Origin of the sequence: Exiguobacterium mexicanum, assembly GCF_005960665.1 — a bacterium.
Lineage (GTDB): Bacteria > Bacillota > Bacilli > Exiguobacteriales > Exiguobacteriaceae > Exiguobacterium > Exiguobacterium mexicanum_A.
On the sequence record NZ_CP040676.1, the window covers coordinates 1,569,593 to 1,588,137 of the forward strand.

Genomic DNA, 18,545 nt, shown 5'->3' on the forward strand with positions numbered 1-18,545 from the left:
GTCGTTAGACTCGGTTCCACTGACGTTTCAAGTTCCCCATCAAGCGTTCCATAAAATGACGCGGCTTCGGCGGTGTCCCGGTCAATGTCGTTAAAATCCGTTCAAGCCGCCAACTGATGTCACTCTTCCGGTCCAGATGGTAAAACGGGACTTGGGCGATGACCGCTCGTCTGACCGTGGCGTCATCTGGTAAATACCCGAGGAATCGAATCGATTTCTTTAAAAACTGCTCACATGCAACTTCCATTCGTTCAAAACATTGCAGCGCTTCTTCACCCGATTGGGCCCGATTGACGATCACACCGAGCGGTAAGTCCGGACTTTGACGATGAACGAGCTTCGTATAGGCATATCCATCCATGAGCGAGGTCGGTTCAGGCGTCAAGATAAGGAACATCTCATCGCATCCCTCGATGAACTGGAGCGACGTGTCTGTCGCACCGGCCCCCATGTCGAATAACACATAATCGTATTCGGTCAGCACTTCGAGTTCACGCATAAAAAATTGCATATCTGCATGTGAGAATTGGACTAGTTCGTCGAGCCCACTTCCCCCATGTAATATATCGACACCTTGCACGTCTTTCTGAACCGAGGCGGCGAGCGGAATTCGCGCTTTTACCGAATCCATCATCGTTCGTGACCGCGACGCGTTCAATAAGATGTGCACGTTCGCCATCCCGATGTCGAGGTCGACGATCAAGACACGTTTCCCGAGCTCGACGAGACCGATGGCCGTATTGACGCAGACGTTCGTTTTACCGACCCCGCCTTTTCCGCTCGCAAAAGCGATTGTCGTCGGTGCGGTCTCCGTTTTCGCCCTCAGACGTCTTGCTTGGTCCATTGGGTCCACCCTTCTTTCTCAAGTAAACGATTCGTCAATCGGTCCGGCTCTCCGGCGACAAGGTCGTCCGGCACTTCTTGTCCGTCCGTCAGCCAAGCGACCGGCAGTCCGCTCTCGCGGACCATCCGATACATCGCGTGAATGTCACTCGTCTCATCGGCTTTCGTGAAGATGAGCGACTGGAGCGGCAACGGTTCGAATTGGCGATAGATCATGTCCATATCCCGCATCTTCGACGTCAAGCTGAGGACGAGCGACAAGCTCGTTTCCGAGAAATCGTGATGTCGCTCGAACTGTTCGACGTACGCCTCGTCGCGGAAGTTGCGACCGGCCGTATCAATCAAGATGATGTCTTTCCGTGCGAACAGTTGTTTCGCTCGTTTGAAGTCATTGAAGTCGTAGGCGACCTCGACCGGGATGTCTAAAATCTCGGCGTACGTTTTCAATTGTTCGATTGCCGCGATCCGGTACGTGTCCGTCGTGATGAGACCGACCGAGAGCCCATGCTCGAGTTTGTAGTGAGCGGCAAGTTTGGCGAGTGTCGTCGTCTTGCCAACCCCGGTCGGACCAACGAGCATCATATACCGTTTCGGTTTAGGGACAGCCAAGAAGGAACTCCGGATTTGATCACGCACGTAGCGTTCGACGACTTCCACCGATTTTGTCGTGTAATACAGCTCGTTGATCGCTTCGTCCCACGTCTCACCCCGGAACGACTCGGAGGCGAGCAGTGATTCGACATGCGCCAGCGCTGCGGGCAACCGTCTCGACGTCGACACGGTCGCCGCCTGACTTGATTCGTTCGTTTGTTGCGGTGGACGCGTCGGAGCCTTCACGGGCTTCGATGGTGCGACGGGTTTCGTCGCGGCACGCGGTTTGACAGCGAGCGGTGCTTTCTCGAGCGCGGCGATGACCTCGACGTGTTGCGATGCGAACAGGCCGAGCCAGCCTTTCTTCACTTGACGGGAGTTCAAAATCACGGCGTCGTCACCAAACTCCTGTTTGACTTTCGCCATCGCTTCCGCCATCGTCTTGCCGGTATATTTTTTGATTTGCATTTAAATCACCCCAATACTTTTCACTTCAATCGAGCTGAGCAGCTCGTTGTAGGCGAGAACCGGCACGTCCGGATAATATCGTTCGAGCAGTTGTCTCACGAACAAACGGATCGTCGGCGAGCATAAAATGACGGCCGAAGCCCCGTAGCGTTCGAACATCGACAGTTGCTCACCCGAGCGTTCGATAATCTCGCGCGCCTGTTCCGGGTCGAGCGCCAAATAGTTGCCGAACTCGGTTTTTTGAACGGCGTCTTGAATGAGCTGTTCGGTCTGGCCACCGAGTGTGACGACGTAGAGCGGTCCGTCCGGCGGGCTGACTTGGTCCGTCAATTGACGGGACAGGCCTTGGCGGCAATATTCGCCGAGGATATCGGCATCTTTCGTCACTTTGCCATAGTCGGCCATCGTCTCGAACAAGAGCGGTAAATTGCGAATCGAGACGTGTTCTTTCAACAGATGACGGAGCACTTTTTGAATGTCGCCAATCGATAGGACGGATGGTGTCACGTCTTCGACGAGCACCGGGTGCGTCTCTTTCAAGTGTTCGACGAGTTGTTTCGTCTCTTCACGGCCGAGAAAGTCTGCCGAATGCTTCTTGAGCGTCTCCGTCAAATGCGTCGCGACGACCGATGGCGGATCGACGACGGTGTACCCGCTCATTTCAGCACGGGTCCGCGTCTCTTCGTCAATCCAGAGAGCCGGGAGGCCGAACGCCGGTTCCGTCGTTTCGATGCCGTATACTTCCGGGTCTTCAATGCCAGGGCTCATCGCCAAGTAATGATCGAGCAACAGCTCCCCTTCAGCGACGACGTTGCCTTTCACTTTGATGCGGTACGCGTTCGGAGACAGTTGCAAATGATCTCGGATTCGGACCGTCGGCAAGATGAAGCCGAGTTCGAGCGCGAGCTGACGACGAATCATGACGACCCGGTCAAGCAGGTCGCCGCCCTGCGACTCATCGGCGAGCGGGATGAGTCCGTAACCGAACTCGAACTCGATGGCATCGATTTGTAGCAGTGACACGACGGTCTCCGTCGGTGCCATTGGTTCTTCTTCCGGTAGCGGTGTATCGATGACACGTTTCATGTTGCGGCGCATCGCATACGCCCCATAGAAAGCGACACCGGCGATGATGACCGTCACCGGGAGCAGACTCGGTGAGATAAACCCGAGCATGATCACAATCGAGCCGGCGATATAGAGGAGCGTCGGATTTTGACCGAGCTGGTCGACGACGTCTTCTCCTAAATTCCCATCCGACACGGCACGCGTGACGATGATGCCGGTCGCCGTCGAGATGAGGAGCGCCGGGATTTGACCGACAAGCCCGTCCCCGATCGTCATGAGTGAGAACGTCTGGAACGCTTCACCGACCGGGAGGCCCATTTGGACGGTCCCGATGATGATTCCAAAAATCAAGTTGATGACGACGATAATGATCCCGGCGATGGCGTCCCCTTTGACGAACTTCGAGGCCCCGTCCATCGATCCGTAAAAGTCGGCTTCACTTTGAATTTTTTTCCGACGGATTTGAGCGTCCTTGTCGTCAATCAATCCTGAGTTCAAGTCGGCATCAATCGCCATCTGTTTACCAGGCATGGCGTCGAGCGTGAAGCGGGCCGATACTTCCGACACGCGTTCCGCCCCTTTCGTGATGACGACGAATTGGATGATGACGAGGATGAGGAAGACGACGAACCCGACGAGCACGTTTCCTCCGACGACGAAGTTCCCGAACGTCGCAATAACTTCTCCCCCGTACCCGGTCGAAAGAATCGACCGCGTCGTCGACACGTTCAATCCGAGCCGGAACAGCGTCACGATCAACAAGAGCGAAGGAAAGACTGAGAAGTCGAGCGCTTCGCGGGCGTTCATCGCGACGAGCAAAATCAGCAAGGCAATCAGTATATTAACAATGATTAAAAAATCTAATATGAACCCCGGTAACGGGATGACGAGCATGACGACGATCATAAGAACGCCGATCAATACCGCGAAATCTTTCGCTTTTACAGCCAACACATACTCCTCCTCAAGACGGTTGTTTCAATTGATAGACGAACGCAAGCACTTCAGCGATCGCCTGATAAAACGACTCGTCAACGACTTCCCCGATATCCATTTGGGCGTAAAGTGCGCGGGCCAACGGTTTATTTTCCACAATCGGGATGTCATGTTCTTTGGCCACGTCGCGGATGTTGAAGGCGACTTGGTCGACGCCTTTGGCGACGACGAGCGGCGCAAAGTCTTTCGTGTCGTCATAGCGAATGACGACGGCATAATGGGTCGGGTTCGTGATGACGACGTCCGCGTTCGGAATCTCTTGCATCATGCGGCGCATCGCCATCTCCCGTTGTTGTTGTTTGATTTTTGACTTGATGAGCGGGTCACCTTCACTGTTTTTATACTCGTCCTTCACATCTTGTTTCGACATGCGAATCGATTTTTCAAAATCGAATCGTTGATAGAAAAAGTCGAGCAACGCGAGTGCGAGCAAGGCGACGCTCACCCATAGTCCAAGTTCGATCGTGATGCTCGCGAGCGCGATAACCGATTCACGGACATGTTCGACAGCCATCCGGGACAGCTCTTTTTGATTCTGCCAGAGCACGGCAACAGCAGTCGTCAGGATAATCAATAATTTGAATAAGGACTTTAAAAATTCGACGACCGCTTTCATACTGATAATCCGCTTGACCCCTTTGATCGGGTCGATGCGTTCGAGTTTCGGTTGGATCGCCTCTGCCGAGAACAACGTCCCGATTTGAAGATAGTTGATCAAAATCCCGAACACGACCGCGACGACGAAGAACGGTCCCACAATCAAACCGACACGAAGCAACAAGTCGGTAAGCATCCCGGACAATCCATTCGATAAGTCGAACAACAAGTAACTCGTACCGAGCAAATCTTTCGTCAACCCGAACAGTTGCTTGCCGAGATACGGACCTAAAAACGATAACATGAGAAACATCGCGAACAAGGCGAACGCGCCGGTCAAATCGGCCGACTTGGCGACTTGTCCTTTCTTGCGCGAGTCCTCCCGCTTACGCGGGGTCGCTTTTTCGGTTTTTTCTCCTGCAAAAAATTGAAGATCGACCGATAAGGTATATAGAGGCTTCATGAGGCGTCTCCTAGCAATGTCATAAAATCACGCAACACTTCTTGTAAAATCGGGATGAACTGGCTGATGCCGTTCAAGGTCAACCCCATCATGACGACCATGACCGAGAAACCTGCAATCAGTTTGAATGAGAATCCGATTGCAAAAATATTGAACTGCGGGGCCGATTTCGCCAAGAACCCAAGCGCCATGTCGACAAGCAAGAGCGATGCCATGAGCGGAAAGGCGAGCTGTAAAGCGACCATCATCGTCATCGTGACGACCTTCACGGCCATCATGAGCGACGCTTCACTAAAGTTGATGATCGGCTGGCCCGGTGGATATATTTGAAAGCTATAATAGATGCCATCGATCAGCAGTAAATGTAAATTGCTCGACAGCATGATAAACAATGTGAAGATGTAATAAAAACGTCCGATCAATGGCGACTGGCCTCCGAACATCGGGTCATACGCCGATGCCATCGCGAGTCCGAGCTGCAAATCGATGACCCCTCCCGCAATCTGGGGCGCAAAGAACAAAATATTGATCAATATGCCGAGCACCAAGCCGATCAGCACTTCGTATAACACTTGCAAGATATAGGCTTGCCCGAGCTCGAGCGGCTCCGTCACCGTGAACATCGCATAGTAGGCTAAAAAAGCACTGAAGGCGACGCGATGCATGACAGGTAGCTGTCGGGATGAAAACAACGGGACGCTCACGAAGAAACCGGACAGACGTGCGAACGTCAAACCGTATAGACTGATAAAATCGACCGCGTTCATTTCGAGGCGACCTCGACCATCAGTTCGAAAATCAATCGGGTGAACCCTTCGATCTGTTGCAGCATCCAAGGCCCAAAGATGACGAGCCCGATAAACACCGAGACGATTTTTGGGACGAACGATAACGTCTGCTCTTGAATCTGTGTCGTCGCCTGTAAAATCGAAATGACGAGACCGACGACGAGTGAAATCAACAAGAGTGGCATCGAGATTTTTAATAACGTCCACACACTCTCCGTCGCCAAATAGATGACCATTTCCTGCGTCATATTCGTTCCTCCTACATACTTCTAAGCAAGGACTCCACAATCAAGTGCCATCCATCCACCAACACAAACAATAACAGTTTGAACGGCAAGGCGATCATGACCGGTGGAAGCATCATCATCCCCATCGACATGAGGACACTCGCCACAACCATATCGATAATTAAGAACGGCAAGAAGATCATGAATCCGATTTGAAACGCCGTTTTCAGTTCACTAATCGCATAGGCCGGGACCATCGCGAGGAGTGGGACGTCTTCGACCGACTCAGGTTGCTCATAGTTCCCATATTTAATGAATAATTGCAAATCTTCTTGGCGCGTGTATTGGGCCATGAACCGCTTCATCGTATTCCCCGCCTCTTCGAACGCCTCGTCTTGACTGATTCGGTCGTCCATGTATGGCGACAGTGCCTTGTCATTCAACTCCGATAGCACCGGTGACATGACGAACAACGTGATGAACAGGGCGAGCCCGATAATCAGTTGGTTCGGCGGTGTTTGCTGCGTACCGAGCGCCGGACGGATAAAGGAAAGTACGACGACGACGCGCGTGAAACAAGTCATCAAGATTAAGAAAGATGGCGCGAGCGTGAGCAGTGTCAACACGACTAACAATTTGATCGAAGTCGATGTGCTGTCTGGTGTCTCTAGGTTGATCAGTTGTTCAATCGTCGTCATCGTTTCTTCCTCACTTCTTCAATCTGGGCCAATTGCTGTTTAAACGTGTCGAGAAAAGCCGATGTGTTCGAGTTGTTCAAGGCTGGCGCGTCGTGGACCGCTTCATCCATCGCTTCGGCATCGACCCGATCAAGCAGTTGAATCGAGTCACCGACTCCGAGCACGTAAACTTGTTCGCCGAGCTTGACGAGTTGTACCGATCGGTCTTTGCCGAGCGGTACCCCGCCGAGATGTGTCAAATGCTGTGCCGTTTTGACGCCTTGCGTGCGTGCGTTCAACCAACGCACGAGGACGAGAAAACCGCCGATGACAACGACCATGCTCAAGATGAGCTTGATCGCTGTCCCGACCGATGAGACGGCCGATTTCACCGGCTGGTCTTCAGCGTCTGGCTGTTGTTGCTCGAACTGTTGATCGACGGTGGCGGCCTCGACCGTGGCCGGGACGCTTAGCCCGACCACGAGAAGGATAATCAACCACCACTTGTTCATTGTGCGACCGTTTTCGAAACCGCTTCGACGACCCGTTCCGCATTGAACGGCTTGACGATGAAGTCTTTCGCCCCAGCTTGAATTGCGTCGATAACCATCGCTTGTTGTCCCATCGCAGAACACATGATTACTTTCGCGTTTGAATCAAAGCCACGAATTTCTTTCAAAGCGGCCAAACCGTCCATCTCTGGCATCGTGATGTCGAGCGTGACGAGGTCCGGCATGAGTTCACGATATTTTGCGACCGCATCCACACCGTTCTCCGCTTCCCCTACGACTTCAAATCCATTCTTTGTCAAGATATCCTTAATCATCATGCGCATGAACGCCGCATCATCTACCACCAAAATTTTTGCACTCATTGTTCTTCCTCCTTAAACGATGCCAATCCGCTCGTGCGGTTGGATAATTTCTGTTACACGGACCCCGAAGTTCTCTTCGATGACGACGACTTCGCCGCGGGCAATCCGTTGTTGGTTCACATAAATATCGACCGGCTCACCGGCAAGTTTATCGAGTTCGATGATCGAGCCTTGCGACAACTCAAGCACTTCGCGGACCGAACGTTTCGTCCGCCCGAGCTCGACCGTCACGCTGAGCGGCACGTCATACAACAGACCGAGGTTCGCTGGAATCGAATCGTTCGTCGCAGGCGCATGCAGTGGCATGAATTCCGCTTGACTGACAGCGACTTCCGGTGCCGACTTCACTTCCTGACGTACAGGTTGTTGAGGAGCCGGTGCGGCCGGTGCTTTTGGTGCTTCTTGCTTCGGGGCGGCCGCAGCAGGTACGACCGGTTGCGGGGATGTGGCCGTCATCAATTCATTGACGAGCTGTTTCCCGAATTGAATCGGTGCGATTTGAACGATTTTTGAGTCGATCAACGTACCGACTTTCAAATTGAACTCGATCAACACCATCGTCTCCCAAAGTTCGAGACGATCGATGATCGTTTGGGTCTTCGTCGCATCGAACACTTCGACGAGCGGCGGTGAAATGTCAATTTTTTTTGAGAATACCGTCGACAAAGATGTCGCCGCTGCCCCCATCATTTGGTTCATCGCTTCTTGGACGGCCGAGAGTCGAATTTCGTCCAACCCTTCCGGATCGACATCGATCCCGTTCCCGCCAAGCATCAAATCCGAGATGATGGCCGCATCCTCACGTGTCAACACGAGGACGTTTTCGCCTTTCAAACCTTCTGTGTAACCGACGCGAAGCGCCACGTGCGGTGTTGGATAACGCTCACGGAGCGCATCGATTGTAACTTCACTGACGATTGGGGTCGTGATTTCTACTTTTTGTTGCAGTAACGTCGATAGTGCCGTCGCCGAGTTACCGAACGAGATATTCCCGATCTCTCCTAAGGCGTCGCTCTCCATCGAGTCAAGATGCTCTTCGGGCTTCGCCTCTGGTTTTGACGAGTCGCTCGTCCCTCGTAATAACGCGTCTATCTCATCTTGTGACAACATCTCACTCATTGCTCTTCCTCCTTCACCCGGTGGAGCACTTGGACGGCCATCCGCTTCCCGCTCACACCGACTTGCCCTTTGAACACTTTATTTTCCCCTACCATGATGGATAATGGGTCTTTCACCAATTGGTCGAGCGTCAAACAATCCCCGACCTCTAAATGTAACAAGTCACCGAACGTGATCGTCGTCTCTCCGAGCAGAGAAACGACCTCAACCGTCGAGTTCATCAATTGGGCTTTGAGCGGTTCCTTGCTGTTGCCGCTCGCATTGCGGCGGTTGGCCTCCTGCATCCAGTAATGGCTCGACAGTTTGGATAACACCGGCTCGATCGTCACGAACGGCAAGCAGACGTTGATCGTGCCGCTCACCTCGCCGATGGTGACACCGATCGAGATAAGGACGACCGTCTCGTTTGGCGAGACGAGTTGAAGAAACTGCGGATTGACCTCGACCGCGGTCATCTCTGACTTGATCACGGCAATCGACTCCCACGCCTCCCCGTATCCGGCAAACGCTCGTTTATATAACTGGGTCAAGATGCGCATCTCGATTTCTGTGAAGCTCTCGACTTTTTCGATTTCGACCCCTGGACCACCAAGCAGACGGTCGAGCATCGCATATGAGATGTTCGGGTTGACCTCGATGATGAAGCGGCCGTTGAGCGGCGGAGCCTCAATCAAGTTGATCATCGTCATACTTGGGATGGAATGAATGAATTCATCGTACGGGAGCTGCTCGACCGAATTGACCGTGAACTGCACGTATGTCCGGAGCTGAGCCGAAAAGAACGTCGTCAACATGCGCGTGAAATGTTCATGGATTCGGGTCAGACTTCGGATTTGGTCTTTCGAGAAGCGGACCGCCCGTTTAAAGTCATATTGCCGAACCTTCCGCTCTTCTTCTTGATTTAAAAAGGAGTCGGCTTCGACGTCGCCACTGCTTAACGCCGATAGCAAGGCATCAATTTCTTGTTGAGATAAGACTTCTCCCATGATGCCACCTCACTGTATGATTTTCTTCGTCATATAGACTCGTTGGACCTCACCTGACTCCAACAGTCCGTTTAATTGTTTACGGAGCGACTGCTCAAATTTCTGCATGTCTTCCTTCGTCGTCAACTGGGCTTTCGTCATGCCGGCCAAATCACCAAGGATGACGTTATGCACTTGAAACTTGCGAAGTTCGAGATCTTCTTTCGTTTCAGCGGCATCGGTCACGATCGTGAACTGGACGTTGATGAAACGCTCATCTTGAATGTTCGTTGTCATGTCATCCGTCGTGAAGCTACGTTCGGCCAACTCTTCGGCGGTGACCGGTTTCGTTTTCGCCGTCACGTTGTCTCCGAACAAATATTTATAAGTCATGAATCCGGCCCCGCCCATGACGAGCAGGACGACTAGCAAGATGAGCACCATCTTCATGGCGCCACCTTTTTGTTTTTCTTCACTCATCTTCTTCACCTCGTATGCCTGTCGTTCCAATCAGACCGATCGAGGCATAAAATGCCGTCGTCCGGTCGATGATTTGTTGTTTCGTCTCGCTGACGATATACGTTTTTCCGTTATACAAGTGAATGATCGTATCCGGTTCGGCCTTGACCGTCTCGATGAACAAGGCGTTCAATACGAGTTCTTCACCCCGGAGTGTCGTGACGCGAATCATCAGCGTTTCAAGTTGACGAGTTCTTGGAGGATCTCGTCCGATGTTGTGATGATACGAGTGTTCGCTTGGAAACCACGTTGAGCGACAATCATTTCTGTGAACTCTTCCGACAAGTCGACGTTCGACATCTCGAGCGCGCCCGAGACGAGTTCTCCACGTCCATCTTGTCCAGGGATGCCGATGTTCGGTTCACCTGAGTTTTGCGATTGAATGAAGTTGTTTGCTCCGACTTTCGAGAGTCCGGCATTGTTGGCGAACGTGACGACTTGGATTTGACCGACGACCGTCGATTCCCCGGCATTGTTCACGTAGCTGACTTGTCCGTCTTTACCAATCGAGAGTGACTTCGCACCGGCTGGGATGTTGAGGCGGTCACCCGTCGTACTGAGGACGTAGGCTCCATCTCCATTGACGAGGTCGCCCGTGTTATCTGTATAGAAGTTACCGGCCCGTGTGTATTGCGTTTGACCGTTCACATCCAAGGCGAAGAATCCTTCTCCTGAGATCCCGACGTCAAGTGCTCGCCCTGAGTTTTGCATGGCTCCTTGGTTATAGACGTTGTCGACGGTCGCCATCGTGCCCCCGAGACCGACTTCTTTCGGGTTGACCCCGCCGCTGACTCCGTTCGCCGCGGTCGCACTACCGACTTGCTGACTGACGAGGTCCTTGAACGTGACCCGACCTTTTTTATAGCCGAACGTGTTGACGTTGGCGATGTTGTTCCCGACGACGTCAAGCTTGGATTGGAAGTTCTTTAAACCACTGATTCCTGAGTACATTGCTCTTAACATGATGAATCCTCCTATGCTTGTTTGATGGAAGTGATGTTGTACACGTTGACGGACGTTCCGTCTTCAAGGTCGGCCACATAGCCGGCTTCGGTCTTCGAAATCGAGAGAACACGTCCCGAGCCTTTAATCGTCTCGGTTTCCGTTTCGTTTGTATAAGCGACCGTTTGCCCGATCATATTGCTGAACTCCGAAATCGAAGCCATTTGCCGATCGACAAGGGCCGAATCGAGTTGTTTCGAAATCGTCTGCATCTGTTCGAGAGAAGAGAACTGGGCCATCTGGGAGATGAACTCACGGTCTTCCATCGGTGACATCGGGTCTTGGTTGGCGAGTTGCGCGAGCAACAGCTTCAAAAACATGCTCTGATCATATTGGTTCGTTGCTTTCGGCATCGATTGATCCGGTAACGTATAGTCACTCGTCTTCGGCTGGATGGTCGTCATCTTCTGGTTCTCCTTTCGGTTGTTCCTGCTGTTCCGGTTCCGGTTGGTCGAACTCGTTGAATCCGGACCCTTTCGTCTCGAGCGCCTGTTGGGTCAAGTTGATCTCGACACGGACGTTTTGCGTCAGCGGTTGAAGCGTCTGTTGCAACTGTTGGACCTGTGACTGAAGCAACTGCTTCGCTTCTTGGTTGCTCGCAAACAGTTTGACGACGAGTTCCCCATTTTGACGTTCGAGTTTGACGACGAGCTCGCCTAACTGTTCAGGATAGAGGCGGACCGTGAACACTTTGGATCCGTCGGCTCCGCTCTTGAACGGTGCACGTTGCAAAGCGGCTTCGATTCGGGCCTGCAAATTCTCCGGCAGTGAACCTTTCGAGGCATACATAACCATTTCCGAATCAATTTGCGGTTTCGACCAGGTCATCCCTTTGGGCATCCATTCGGTCTCTTTTACCGAGGGTTGCAATTGCGCAACTTGTGTTTCGGTTTTAGTAAGTCCGGGTATAGACTTAGGGGTCTGTCCGAGCGTCCCTTTAAACTGCGCAACGACTTGTTGGATGATGCGCACGTTCTCTTCCACTTGATCGGTCGGCACGGGTGTAACGAGTGCTTCCGTTTCCTTTTTCGTCAGCGTGAACGAGATTGTCGGCGCCGCCATTTGTCCAGCGAGGAGTGCGGGCGTCACGGCCGATGTCGTCTCAAGAGTTGCCGCTGACTGATCCGGGGCGACTTGATTTAAAATCCCAATATAAGCATCCATAAACTTTCGGTAAGCATCTGCCGGCAGTGATTTCAACCATTGCAGGCTGTCGGGCTGTTGGAGCCATTGCTCCAATCGGTTCGATACATTCTCGAGCGGAAGCGATTCCTCGTCTTCCGTGGCGACCGCCACCTCTGGAGATGGCGTCGAGGTCCCGAGCATCGCCGAGAGTAACTCCAAAAACTGTCCGGTCGGGGTCGCAGCCGCTTCCCCGCCTTTTTGGGTCGTCCCTTGTAGCGATTGGGCGAGTAAGGCGATATTCATCATCACGTCCTCCTTTCCTGTCATTGGAGCAACTGGGTCACGACGGCGGCCTGTTGGGCATCCATCCGTCCTAAAATGTCGGCTTGTTGCTTCGGTGACAATTCTTTCAATAAGTTGGCCACTTGCGGGCTTTCGAGTTCATTCATGATGGCAGCAGCTTGTTTCGCGGACATCTCTTCATAGACGCGAGAGACGTCCGAGGTTTCTTCTTCCGCCGCACTTGCCGTCGCCAATTCCGCGACGAGCCGGTCACGCTCTTTGATCAACTTCGATACTTCCTCTTGGCGCGCCTTCACTTCGTTCGTCAACTCGACATTGTCCGCTCGAAGCTTCTCAATCTCGGCGTTCGCCACTTTCAAACGATTCGCGGTATCCGCGTCGATTCCGGTCACATTCACGTCTGTCTTCACTTTTTCTTCCGGCTCTTGTTTCGCACCAATCTCTAGAAACGGGACCGATAACAACGGACGGTCCATCGCATAGTTCATGACGACGATCCCTCCAACGAGTAGAAAGATGGCCGGGACGAGAACGAGCGCGACCAGTAGCTGTCTTCCCCGCTTCGAGTTGTCTTTTTCCATCGGTTTACTTCCCTTTCCCGTGATGAATCACTGCCAGCTCATCGATGAAATGTTGCTCGATGAGCTTCGTCGCAGCCACTTCATGTTGACTGACTTTTTCATGCAGCGTTACATATTTCTTTTCCTCAACGACTTTTCCGAGCAAGCGCTCTTGTGACAGATGGTACCGATTGCGCGCCTGCTGGACGACGAGCTGTTGCGTCTCGATTTGACGTTTCAGCCGTTCGCGTGTCTGCTCACGATATTGCGACATGAGCAGGTCGATGACGCCATCCTGTTCATCTTGACTCTTCATGAGCGACTCGTACGTCAACACGAGCCGATAGAGCGCCTCCATCTCCGTCTCGAACCGTGCTTTCTGTTGTCTCATCTCCGTCGCGGATTCTTCTTTCTCATGTTCCGCGATCGGCATGATGCGTTCTAACAATAGTCTGTTCATGGTTCACCTCGCACGATCTTGGCCAAACGTTCGAGCGATTGCTCGAGCGGGGCCTCTTCTTCGATGGATTGCTTTAAAAAAGTCAATAACGCTGGGTATTGCTCAATCGCCGTATCGATTGCCGGGTTCGTCCCTTTTTTATAGGCCCCGATATTGATCAAGTCCTCGGCGTCCAAGTACGTCGCCAACCAGCCGCGGAACGTTTGGGCGGCCTCACGGTGTATCGGCCCCGCAATTTGGTTCATGACACGGCTAATCGACTTTAAGACGTGGATCGCGGGGAACTGGCCACGGTTCGCGAGCGAACGGTCCATGACGAAGTGGCCGTCCAGTATGCCTCGCACCGCATCTGCGATCGGTTCATTCATATCATCCCCGTCGACAAGGACGGTGTAAAAAGCGGTGATCGAGCCCGTCACAGCGGTACCGCTTCGTTCCAACAGTTGCGGCAACATCGCGAACACGGATGGGGTATACCCTTTTGACGTCGGAGGTTCACCGGTCGCAAGACCGATTTCCCGTTGCGCCATGGCAAAGCGGGTCACCGAGTCCATCATGAGGACGACTTCCTTGCCTTGGTCCCGGAAGTATTCAGCGATGGCCGTCGCCGTATAAGCCCCTTTCAATCGGACGAGAGGCGGTTGGTCGCTCGTCGCCACGATGACGACCGAGCGGGCCATCCCTTCTGGTCCGAGCTCTTTCTCGATGAACTCTTTCACTTCACGGCCACGTTCACCGATTAAAGCGATGACGTTTATGTCGGCCGATGAGCGTTTGGCGATCATCCCGAGCAGAGTCGACTTCCCGACTCCTGAACCCGCGAACAACCCGACCCGTTGCCCTTTACCGACCGTTAACAGACCGTCGATGACGCGGACGCCGGTCGACAAGACATCTAAAATCCGCGGTCGTTCGAGCGGGTTCGGTGGCTTCCGAAGGACATCGTAGCGTTTTCCCGGTGTGACTGCTTCACCGGACAAGGGACGGCCGAGACCATCGAGCACTTGTCCGATCAGTTCGTCACCGACCGGGACTTGGAGCATCCGACCCGTCCCTTTGACCATACAGCCCGGAGCGATTTGGGTCGTCTCCCCGTAAGGCATGAGGAGCACGCGGGCCTCATTGAATCCCACGACTTCCGCCTCGACATGTTGGCCGGACGGGAGTTCGATCAAACATCGTTCTCCGATAAAAGCGCTCGGCCCCGTCGATTCAATCATCAGTCCGACGACTCGACAGACCCGGCCGACTTTCCGGACGTATTCGTCCTCGGCGGATGCCGTGATCGACTGAAGGACGTGGTCAATAAGCGCCATCGGCCAAAACCTCCTCGATTTTGGATTGGATGCGTTCAAAGCTGTAAGTCAAATCGAGTTCGTCACCGTGGTGCGGTGTCTCGATCCGGACGCTCGTCTCACTCAAACCGGCATCCGCCCGATATTTCAAAGGCGGACCGTCTGGTGTCGCCCACTCCGAATCGAAACGTTGAATCGAAGCGAGACGGGTCGGATGGACGTACACCGTCAACGACTCGGCATCGAGCTGACGGAGCAACTGTTCTCGAATCCGGTCGGCGAACAGCGCCTCATCTTTCCGGACAAGCTCTGTTGTGACGCGGGCGCTGACCTCGAGGGCGAGGGCGACGAGTTGTCGCTCCGCGTCCCGCCACTTCGTATCGAACAGTTGTTCAAGTTCGACGGCGATGGTGTTCAGCCGCGTCGTCAACTCGTCGTACTCCGCCTTGCCTTCCCGTCTACCGTGGTCAAATCCTGCGTCAAACCCTTCTTGTCGGGCTGACGTCAACACTTCCTCTCTCAGCACCGCGAGTTCCTGTTCCATCGAGGCACGGCGACTCTGAAGCGCTTCTTCGTCTAACCGGAGTTGTTCACGCTTTTGTTCCAACTGCTCATTTTCTTGGTCGTCATGCTCCACCGATACCGGCTCAAGAAACGGTTTCGAGTCGATCCGTTGCGGTTCGAGCGGTGTCGCGTAATAGCGTTTAATCACGTTAGACAACGATGTCATCTCCTCCGCCGCGGCTGATCACGATCTCTCCGACGTCTTCTAAGCGACGGATGATGCCGACGATACGGCTTTGCGCTTCTTCGACGTCACGCAACCGGACAGGCCCCATGAATTCCATGTCTTCTTTGAACGTTTCGACCATTCGCTGTGACATGTTTTTGAAGATGATCTGTTTGACTTCTTCGGACGACACTTTGAGGGCAAGCAATAGGTCGTCGTTTGCCACTTCGCGGATGATTCGTTGAATCGCACGCGAATCGAGCGTGACGATATCTTCGAAGACGAACATCCGTTTTTTGATTTCCTCGGCCAGTTCCGGGTCTTCAATTTCAAGCGCATCGAGGATGGTGCGCTCGGTCGTACGATCGACCCCGTTGAGCACTTCGACGACCGCTTCGATGCCACCAGACTGGGCGTAGTCTTGCATATCGGTCTGGGACAAGTTTTTCTCGAGAATCTGTTCAATCTCGTGAATGACGTCTGGATTGAGTCGATCCATCGTCGCGATCCGCTTGGCGACTTCCGATTGAATTTCAGGCGGGAGTTCCGATAGGATTTGTCCCGACTTGACCGGTTCGAGATGCGCCAAGATCAAGGCGATCGTCTGCGGATGCTCGTTCTGGATGAAGTTGAGCAACTGCTTCGGGTCGGCCTTACGGGCAAACTCGAACGGTCGAACTTGGAGCGTCGATGTGAGCCTATGGATGAGGGCCATCGCTTTCTCTTCTCCGACCGCTTTCTCGAGCACCGTTTTCGCAAACCCGATCCCGCCTTGCGTGATATAACTTTGTGCCATGGCGAGCTCGTGGAACTCGCCCATGATCGCTTCTTTTTGTTCGGACGATACTTTCTTCAAGGCCGAGATTTGTAACGTCAACTGTTCCATCTCTTCTTCCGACAGATGTTTGTAGACGTTCGCAGCCACCTCAGGTCCAAGCGAGATCATGAGCATGGCCGCTTTTTCCCGGTTCGCTTGTTTTGCGTAATTCACAGTACTCACTCCTCAGACATCCAAGTACGGAGAAGTTTGGCGAACTCTTCAGGATTGCTCTCTGCCAATTTCTCCAACTGTTTCTTCTTGACGGCCCCTTCGCCTCGTTCTTCAAGGTCGAGGTCCGGTACTTCGTCTTCATATGGAACTTCCCATTCGTTCGACTCGGCAATCGGTTCACGTTTGCGTTTACGCAGCGCGAAGAACAAGAGCGCGAGCAAGACGACGGCCCCTGCTGCTGCCGCATACATCCACCACTGGGTAGGTTGTTCGACCGCAGCCGCTTCTTCCGTCTCAGCGAATGGACGCGATACGACGACGACTTTCTGTTCAAGTTCCGCCTCTGTGAGCGCCTCGCCGGTCTTGGCGAGTGACGTCCGGATAATCGAGTACATCATCGTCTCGAGGTCACCTTCGAGTTGTGGGTCAATCGTCGTCGCCCCGTTCGGCGGTTCGACGATCAATTGAACACCGAGATCACGAATCGAGTACGGTGCGTTTTGAATCTGTTTCGTGATGCGGTTGACTTCATAATTGATGATTTCATGATTCTTTTCGCTCTCTTCTTCCCCGGTGCCGGTGGCGGCCGGGAAATTGACCGTGTCATTCTCGGCCGTGCCCGCCGCGGTCGCCGCGCCGGTACCGCCGGTGTACGCTTCGGCGATTCGTTCGGCCGATGTGACGATCCCTTCCATGCTGTCCTCGTTGACAGGTGTCACGAGGTTCTGCTCTTCTGCCGCTTGCGTCGTGTCGATATCGGCCGTAACCGAGACGAGGACGCTCCGCTCTCCTAAGAGGACGGAAAGCATCTGTTGAATCTGTTGACGGACATCTTTCTCAACTTGACGCTTCAAGACGAGCGGATCGGTGGATGATCCTCCTGCCGTCGTCGTTTGGTCCAAATCGTAATACGTAAAATATTGGTCCATGACCGAGATGTTTTCTGGTTTCAAGTTCGGCACGCTCTTACTAATCAAATGGTAGAGCCCTTTGACCGTCGCCGGTTCAAGATTCGTACCTGCTCCTAAATTTAAGACAATCGACGCCGTCGGCTCGCCCTGGTCTTCCGCCAAGAAGACCGATTTCTCAGGAATCGAGATGATGACTTTCGCTTGGTTGATCCCTTCGATCTGTGTGATCAACCGTTCGAGCTCGGTCTGCATCGCACTCCGTTCGATGACGGCCATCTCGCGGTCGGTCGTTCCGAAACCGGCATTTTCACTGAAGAAACTGTAGTCGATTGCGCCTGACTTCGGGATGCCCGCTGCTGCGAGGCTGACTTTCAATTGATCGACCTGTTCGCTCGGTACGTATACACTCACGCCGTTCGATGTCGCTTTAATTTCGGCTTTCACACCGTCAGCCGTCAGCTTCTCCGTCACCTCGCCCGCTTCTTGGGCGGACAGGTTCGTATAAAGCGGAGCCATGTTCGGGCGCGACAGCCAGACGGTCAAGACCACCGCGACGAGAAGTACGCCGGCGATGACGAGGCCCCAGAAGATTTTACGGTTCGTCTTTATCATTTGAAGGGAACCGGTCAGTGAACCGAATCGTTCTTTTAACTTTTCATTCATCGCAACTCGTCATCCTCTACATTAAACTTGCATTCGCATCATTTCTTGATAGGCCTCGACCGCTTTGTTTCGCACCTCAATGGCGAGTTGCATCGCAATCGACGACTCTTCACTTTGAATCATGACTTGATGTAAATCTGCTTTGCCGACAGCAAGGTCGGCCCGGGCTGAACTCGTCGCTTGTTGGACATCGTTCAACGAGCGCATCGCCTCGTTCAAATACGTACCGAACTGAGACGGTGTCTCTTTTACCGTCGGCGTGACGGTCGGTTGTGTACCGATCAACTGTATCGGGTTAATTTGCATCGTT

23 protein-coding genes are annotated in these 18,545 nt (G+C 53.2%); all 23 read right to left on the reverse strand.

The window, feature by feature from the left end; translation table 11 throughout:
• Positions 1–4: 4 nt before the first annotated feature.
• From FED52_RS08460 to fliE, 23 genes are read right to left on the reverse strand one after another with little or no spacing between them, the layout of a single operon-like run.
• Positions 5–844 carry a MinD/ParA family protein gene (locus FED52_RS08460; protein ID WP_138859597.1) on the reverse strand — a complete coding sequence of 280 codons (840 nt, stop codon included), beginning with the start codon at positions 842–844 and terminating at the stop codon, positions 5–7.
• Complete coding sequence (locus FED52_RS08465) at positions 823–1,902, reverse strand: flagellar biosynthesis protein FlhF (protein WP_138859598.1); 1,080 nt, start codon at positions 1,900–1,902, stop codon at positions 823–825. Before FED52_RS08465 ends, FED52_RS08460 begins: the two co-directional genes overlap by 22 nt.
• Positions 1,903–3,876 carry a flagellar biosynthesis protein FlhA gene (flhA, locus tag FED52_RS08470; RefSeq protein ID WP_240731341.1) on the reverse strand — a complete coding sequence of 658 codons (1,974 nt, stop codon included), beginning with the start codon at positions 3,874–3,876 and terminating at the stop codon, positions 1,903–1,905.
• A 58-nt stretch (positions 3,877–3,934) separates the two neighbouring features.
• Positions 3,935–5,026: a flagellar biosynthesis protein FlhB gene (gene flhB / locus FED52_RS08475; RefSeq protein ID WP_034777221.1), complete on the reverse strand. Its 1,092-nt coding sequence runs from the start codon at positions 5,024–5,026 to the stop codon at positions 3,935–3,937.
• Entirely contained in the window at positions 5,023–5,793 is a 771-nt protein-coding gene (gene fliR, locus FED52_RS08480) for a flagellar biosynthetic protein FliR (protein WP_034777220.1), read from the reverse strand. The genes flhB and fliR overlap by 4 nt, the downstream gene beginning before the upstream one ends.
• Positions 5,790–6,062 carry a flagellar biosynthesis protein FliQ gene (fliQ, locus tag FED52_RS08485; RefSeq protein WP_034777219.1) on the reverse strand — a complete coding sequence of 91 codons (273 nt, stop codon included), beginning with the start codon at positions 6,060–6,062 and terminating at the stop codon, positions 5,790–5,792. Before fliQ ends, fliR begins: the two co-directional genes overlap by 4 nt.
• Before the next feature lie 11 nt (positions 6,063–6,073).
• On the reverse strand, positions 6,074–6,739 hold the full coding sequence (gene fliP, locus FED52_RS08490) for a flagellar type III secretion system pore protein FliP (RefSeq protein ID WP_034777218.1): 666 nt from the start codon (positions 6,737–6,739) through the stop codon (positions 6,074–6,076).
• Positions 6,736–7,230, reverse strand: a complete 495-nt coding sequence (locus tag FED52_RS08495) for a flagellar biosynthetic protein FliO (RefSeq protein ID WP_034777217.1) — start codon at positions 7,228–7,230, stop codon at positions 6,736–6,738. Before FED52_RS08495 ends, fliP begins: the two co-directional genes overlap by 4 nt.
• Positions 7,227–7,592: a response regulator gene (locus FED52_RS08500; protein ID WP_021067131.1), complete on the reverse strand. Its 366-nt coding sequence runs from the start codon at positions 7,590–7,592 to the stop codon at positions 7,227–7,229. The genes FED52_RS08495 and FED52_RS08500 overlap by 4 nt, the downstream gene beginning before the upstream one ends.
• A gap of 12 nt (positions 7,593–7,604) precedes the next feature.
• Positions 7,605–8,711 carry a flagellar motor switch phosphatase FliY gene (fliY, locus tag FED52_RS08505; protein WP_034777215.1) on the reverse strand — a complete coding sequence of 369 codons (1,107 nt, stop codon included), beginning with the start codon at positions 8,709–8,711 and terminating at the stop codon, positions 7,605–7,607.
• Positions 8,708–9,697: a flagellar motor switch protein FliM gene (gene fliM, locus FED52_RS08510; protein WP_138859599.1), complete on the reverse strand. Its 990-nt coding sequence runs from the start codon at positions 9,695–9,697 to the stop codon at positions 8,708–8,710. Before fliM ends, fliY begins: the two co-directional genes overlap by 4 nt.
• A gap of 9 nt (positions 9,698–9,706) precedes the next feature.
• On the reverse strand, positions 9,707–10,156 hold the full coding sequence (locus FED52_RS08515; protein WP_034777211.1) for a flagellar basal body-associated FliL family protein: 450 nt from the start codon (positions 10,154–10,156) through the stop codon (positions 9,707–9,709).
• Positions 10,149–10,367 (reverse strand): flagellar FlbD family protein, encoded by a 219-nt coding sequence (locus FED52_RS08520; protein WP_034777209.1) that lies wholly within the window; start codon positions 10,365–10,367, stop codon positions 10,149–10,151. The genes FED52_RS08515 and FED52_RS08520 overlap by 8 nt, the downstream gene beginning before the upstream one ends.
• Positions 10,367–11,158 carry a flagellar basal body rod protein FlgG gene (gene flgG / locus FED52_RS08525; protein WP_138859600.1) on the reverse strand — a complete coding sequence of 264 codons (792 nt, stop codon included), beginning with the start codon at positions 11,156–11,158 and terminating at the stop codon, positions 10,367–10,369. Before flgG ends, FED52_RS08520 begins: the two co-directional genes overlap by 1 nt.
• A gap of 11 nt (positions 11,159–11,169) precedes the next feature.
• Positions 11,170–11,601 carry a flagellar hook capping FlgD N-terminal domain-containing protein gene (locus FED52_RS08530; RefSeq protein WP_138859601.1) on the reverse strand — a complete coding sequence of 144 codons (432 nt, stop codon included), beginning with the start codon at positions 11,599–11,601 and terminating at the stop codon, positions 11,170–11,172.
• Positions 11,573–12,625 (reverse strand): flagellar hook-length control protein FliK, encoded by a 1,053-nt coding sequence (locus tag FED52_RS08535; RefSeq protein WP_240731237.1) that lies wholly within the window; start codon positions 12,623–12,625, stop codon positions 11,573–11,575. The genes FED52_RS08530 and FED52_RS08535 overlap by 29 nt, the downstream gene beginning before the upstream one ends.
• 20 nt (positions 12,626–12,645) lie before the next feature.
• Positions 12,646–13,206 carry a MotE family protein gene (locus tag FED52_RS08540; RefSeq protein WP_138859603.1) on the reverse strand — a complete coding sequence of 187 codons (561 nt, stop codon included), beginning with the start codon at positions 13,204–13,206 and terminating at the stop codon, positions 12,646–12,648.
• A gap of 4 nt (positions 13,207–13,210) precedes the next feature.
• A complete protein-coding gene (locus FED52_RS08545) occupies positions 13,211–13,645 on the reverse strand; it encodes a flagellar FliJ family protein (RefSeq protein ID WP_034777199.1) in 435 nt (144 codons plus the stop codon).
• A complete protein-coding gene (gene fliI, locus FED52_RS08550) occupies positions 13,642–14,961 on the reverse strand; it encodes a flagellar protein export ATPase FliI (RefSeq protein WP_138859604.1) in 1,320 nt (439 codons plus the stop codon). Before fliI ends, FED52_RS08545 begins: the two co-directional genes overlap by 4 nt.
• Positions 14,948–15,670: a FliH/SctL family protein gene (locus tag FED52_RS08555; protein WP_138859605.1), complete on the reverse strand. Its 723-nt coding sequence runs from the start codon at positions 15,668–15,670 to the stop codon at positions 14,948–14,950. The genes fliI and FED52_RS08555 overlap by 14 nt, the downstream gene beginning before the upstream one ends.
• Entirely contained in the window at positions 15,654–16,661 is a 1,008-nt protein-coding gene (gene fliG, locus FED52_RS08560; RefSeq protein WP_034777193.1) for a flagellar motor switch protein FliG, read from the reverse strand. Before fliG ends, FED52_RS08555 begins: the two co-directional genes overlap by 17 nt.
• A gap of 5 nt (positions 16,662–16,666) precedes the next feature.
• On the reverse strand, positions 16,667–18,235 hold the full coding sequence (gene fliF / locus FED52_RS08565) for a flagellar basal-body MS-ring/collar protein FliF (protein WP_138859606.1): 1,569 nt from the start codon (positions 18,233–18,235) through the stop codon (positions 16,667–16,669).
• A gap of 21 nt (positions 18,236–18,256) precedes the next feature.
• Positions 18,257–18,541 (reverse strand): flagellar hook-basal body complex protein FliE, encoded by a 285-nt coding sequence (gene fliE / locus FED52_RS08570; protein WP_034777189.1) that lies wholly within the window; start codon positions 18,539–18,541, stop codon positions 18,257–18,259.
• Positions 18,542–18,545: the final 4 nt, after the last annotated feature.

Coding starts and splice junctions, on each gene's coding strand:
- FED52_RS08535 (WP_240731237.1), bottom strand. CDS start 12,625: ATGAATATCGCCTTACTCGCCCAATCGCTACAAGGGACGACCCAAAAA.
- FED52_RS08465 (WP_138859598.1), bottom strand. CDS start 1,902: ATGCAAATCAAAAAATATACCGGCAAGACGATGGCGGAAGCGATGGCG.
- fliI (WP_138859604.1), bottom strand. CDS start 14,961: ATGGCGCTTATTGACCACGTCCTTCAGTCGATCACGGCATCCGCCGAG.
- fliR (WP_034777220.1), bottom strand. CDS start 5,793: ATGAACGCGGTCGATTTTATCAGTCTATACGGTTTGACGTTCGCACGT.
- fliQ (WP_034777219.1), bottom strand. CDS start 6,062: ATGACGCAGGAAATGGTCATCTATTTGGCGACGGAGAGTGTGTGGACG.
- fliY (WP_034777215.1), bottom strand. CDS start 8,711: ATGAGTGAGATGTTGTCACAAGATGAGATAGACGCGTTATTACGAGGG.
- fliP (WP_034777218.1), bottom strand. CDS start 6,739: ATGACGACGATTGAACAACTGATCAACCTAGAGACACCAGACAGCACA.
- FED52_RS08515 (WP_034777211.1), bottom strand. CDS start 10,156: ATGAGTGAAGAAAAACAAAAAGGTGGCGCCATGAAGATGGTGCTCATC.
- FED52_RS08530 (WP_138859601.1), bottom strand. CDS start 11,601: ATGACGACCATCCAGCCGAAGACGAGTGACTATACGTTACCGGATCAA.
- FED52_RS08540 (WP_138859603.1), bottom strand. CDS start 13,206: ATGGAAAAAGACAACTCGAAGCGGGGAAGACAGCTACTGGTCGCGCTC.
- fliM (WP_138859599.1), bottom strand. CDS start 9,697: ATGGGAGAAGTCTTATCTCAACAAGAAATTGATGCCTTGCTATCGGCG.
- fliF (WP_138859606.1), bottom strand. CDS start 18,235: ATGAATGAAAAGTTAAAAGAACGATTCGGTTCACTGACCGGTTCCCTT.
- FED52_RS08555 (WP_138859605.1), bottom strand. CDS start 15,670: ATGACATCGTTGTCTAACGTGATTAAACGCTATTACGCGACACCGCTC.
- FED52_RS08460 (WP_138859597.1), bottom strand. CDS start 844: ATGGACCAAGCAAGACGTCTGAGGGCGAAAACGGAGACCGCACCGACG.
- FED52_RS08495 (WP_034777217.1), bottom strand. CDS start 7,230: ATGAACAAGTGGTGGTTGATTATCCTTCTCGTGGTCGGGCTAAGCGTC.
- flhA (WP_240731341.1), bottom strand. CDS start 3,876: ATGATCGTCGTCATGCTCGTCATCCCGTTACCGGGGTTCATATTAGAT.
- flhB (WP_034777221.1), bottom strand. CDS start 5,026: ATGAAGCCTCTATATACCTTATCGGTCGATCTTCAATTTTTTGCAGGA.
- FED52_RS08500 (WP_021067131.1), bottom strand. CDS start 7,592: ATGAGTGCAAAAATTTTGGTGGTAGATGATGCGGCGTTCATGCGCATG.
- flgG (WP_138859600.1), bottom strand. CDS start 11,158: ATGTTAAGAGCAATGTACTCAGGAATCAGTGGTTTAAAGAACTTCCAA.
- FED52_RS08545 (WP_034777199.1), bottom strand. CDS start 13,645: ATGAACAGACTATTGTTAGAACGCATCATGCCGATCGCGGAACATGAG.
- fliE (WP_034777189.1), bottom strand. CDS start 18,541: ATGCAAATTAACCCGATACAGTTGATCGGTACACAACCGACCGTCACG.
- FED52_RS08520 (WP_034777209.1), bottom strand. CDS start 10,367: ATGATTCGCGTCACGACACTCCGGGGTGAAGAACTCGTATTGAACGCC.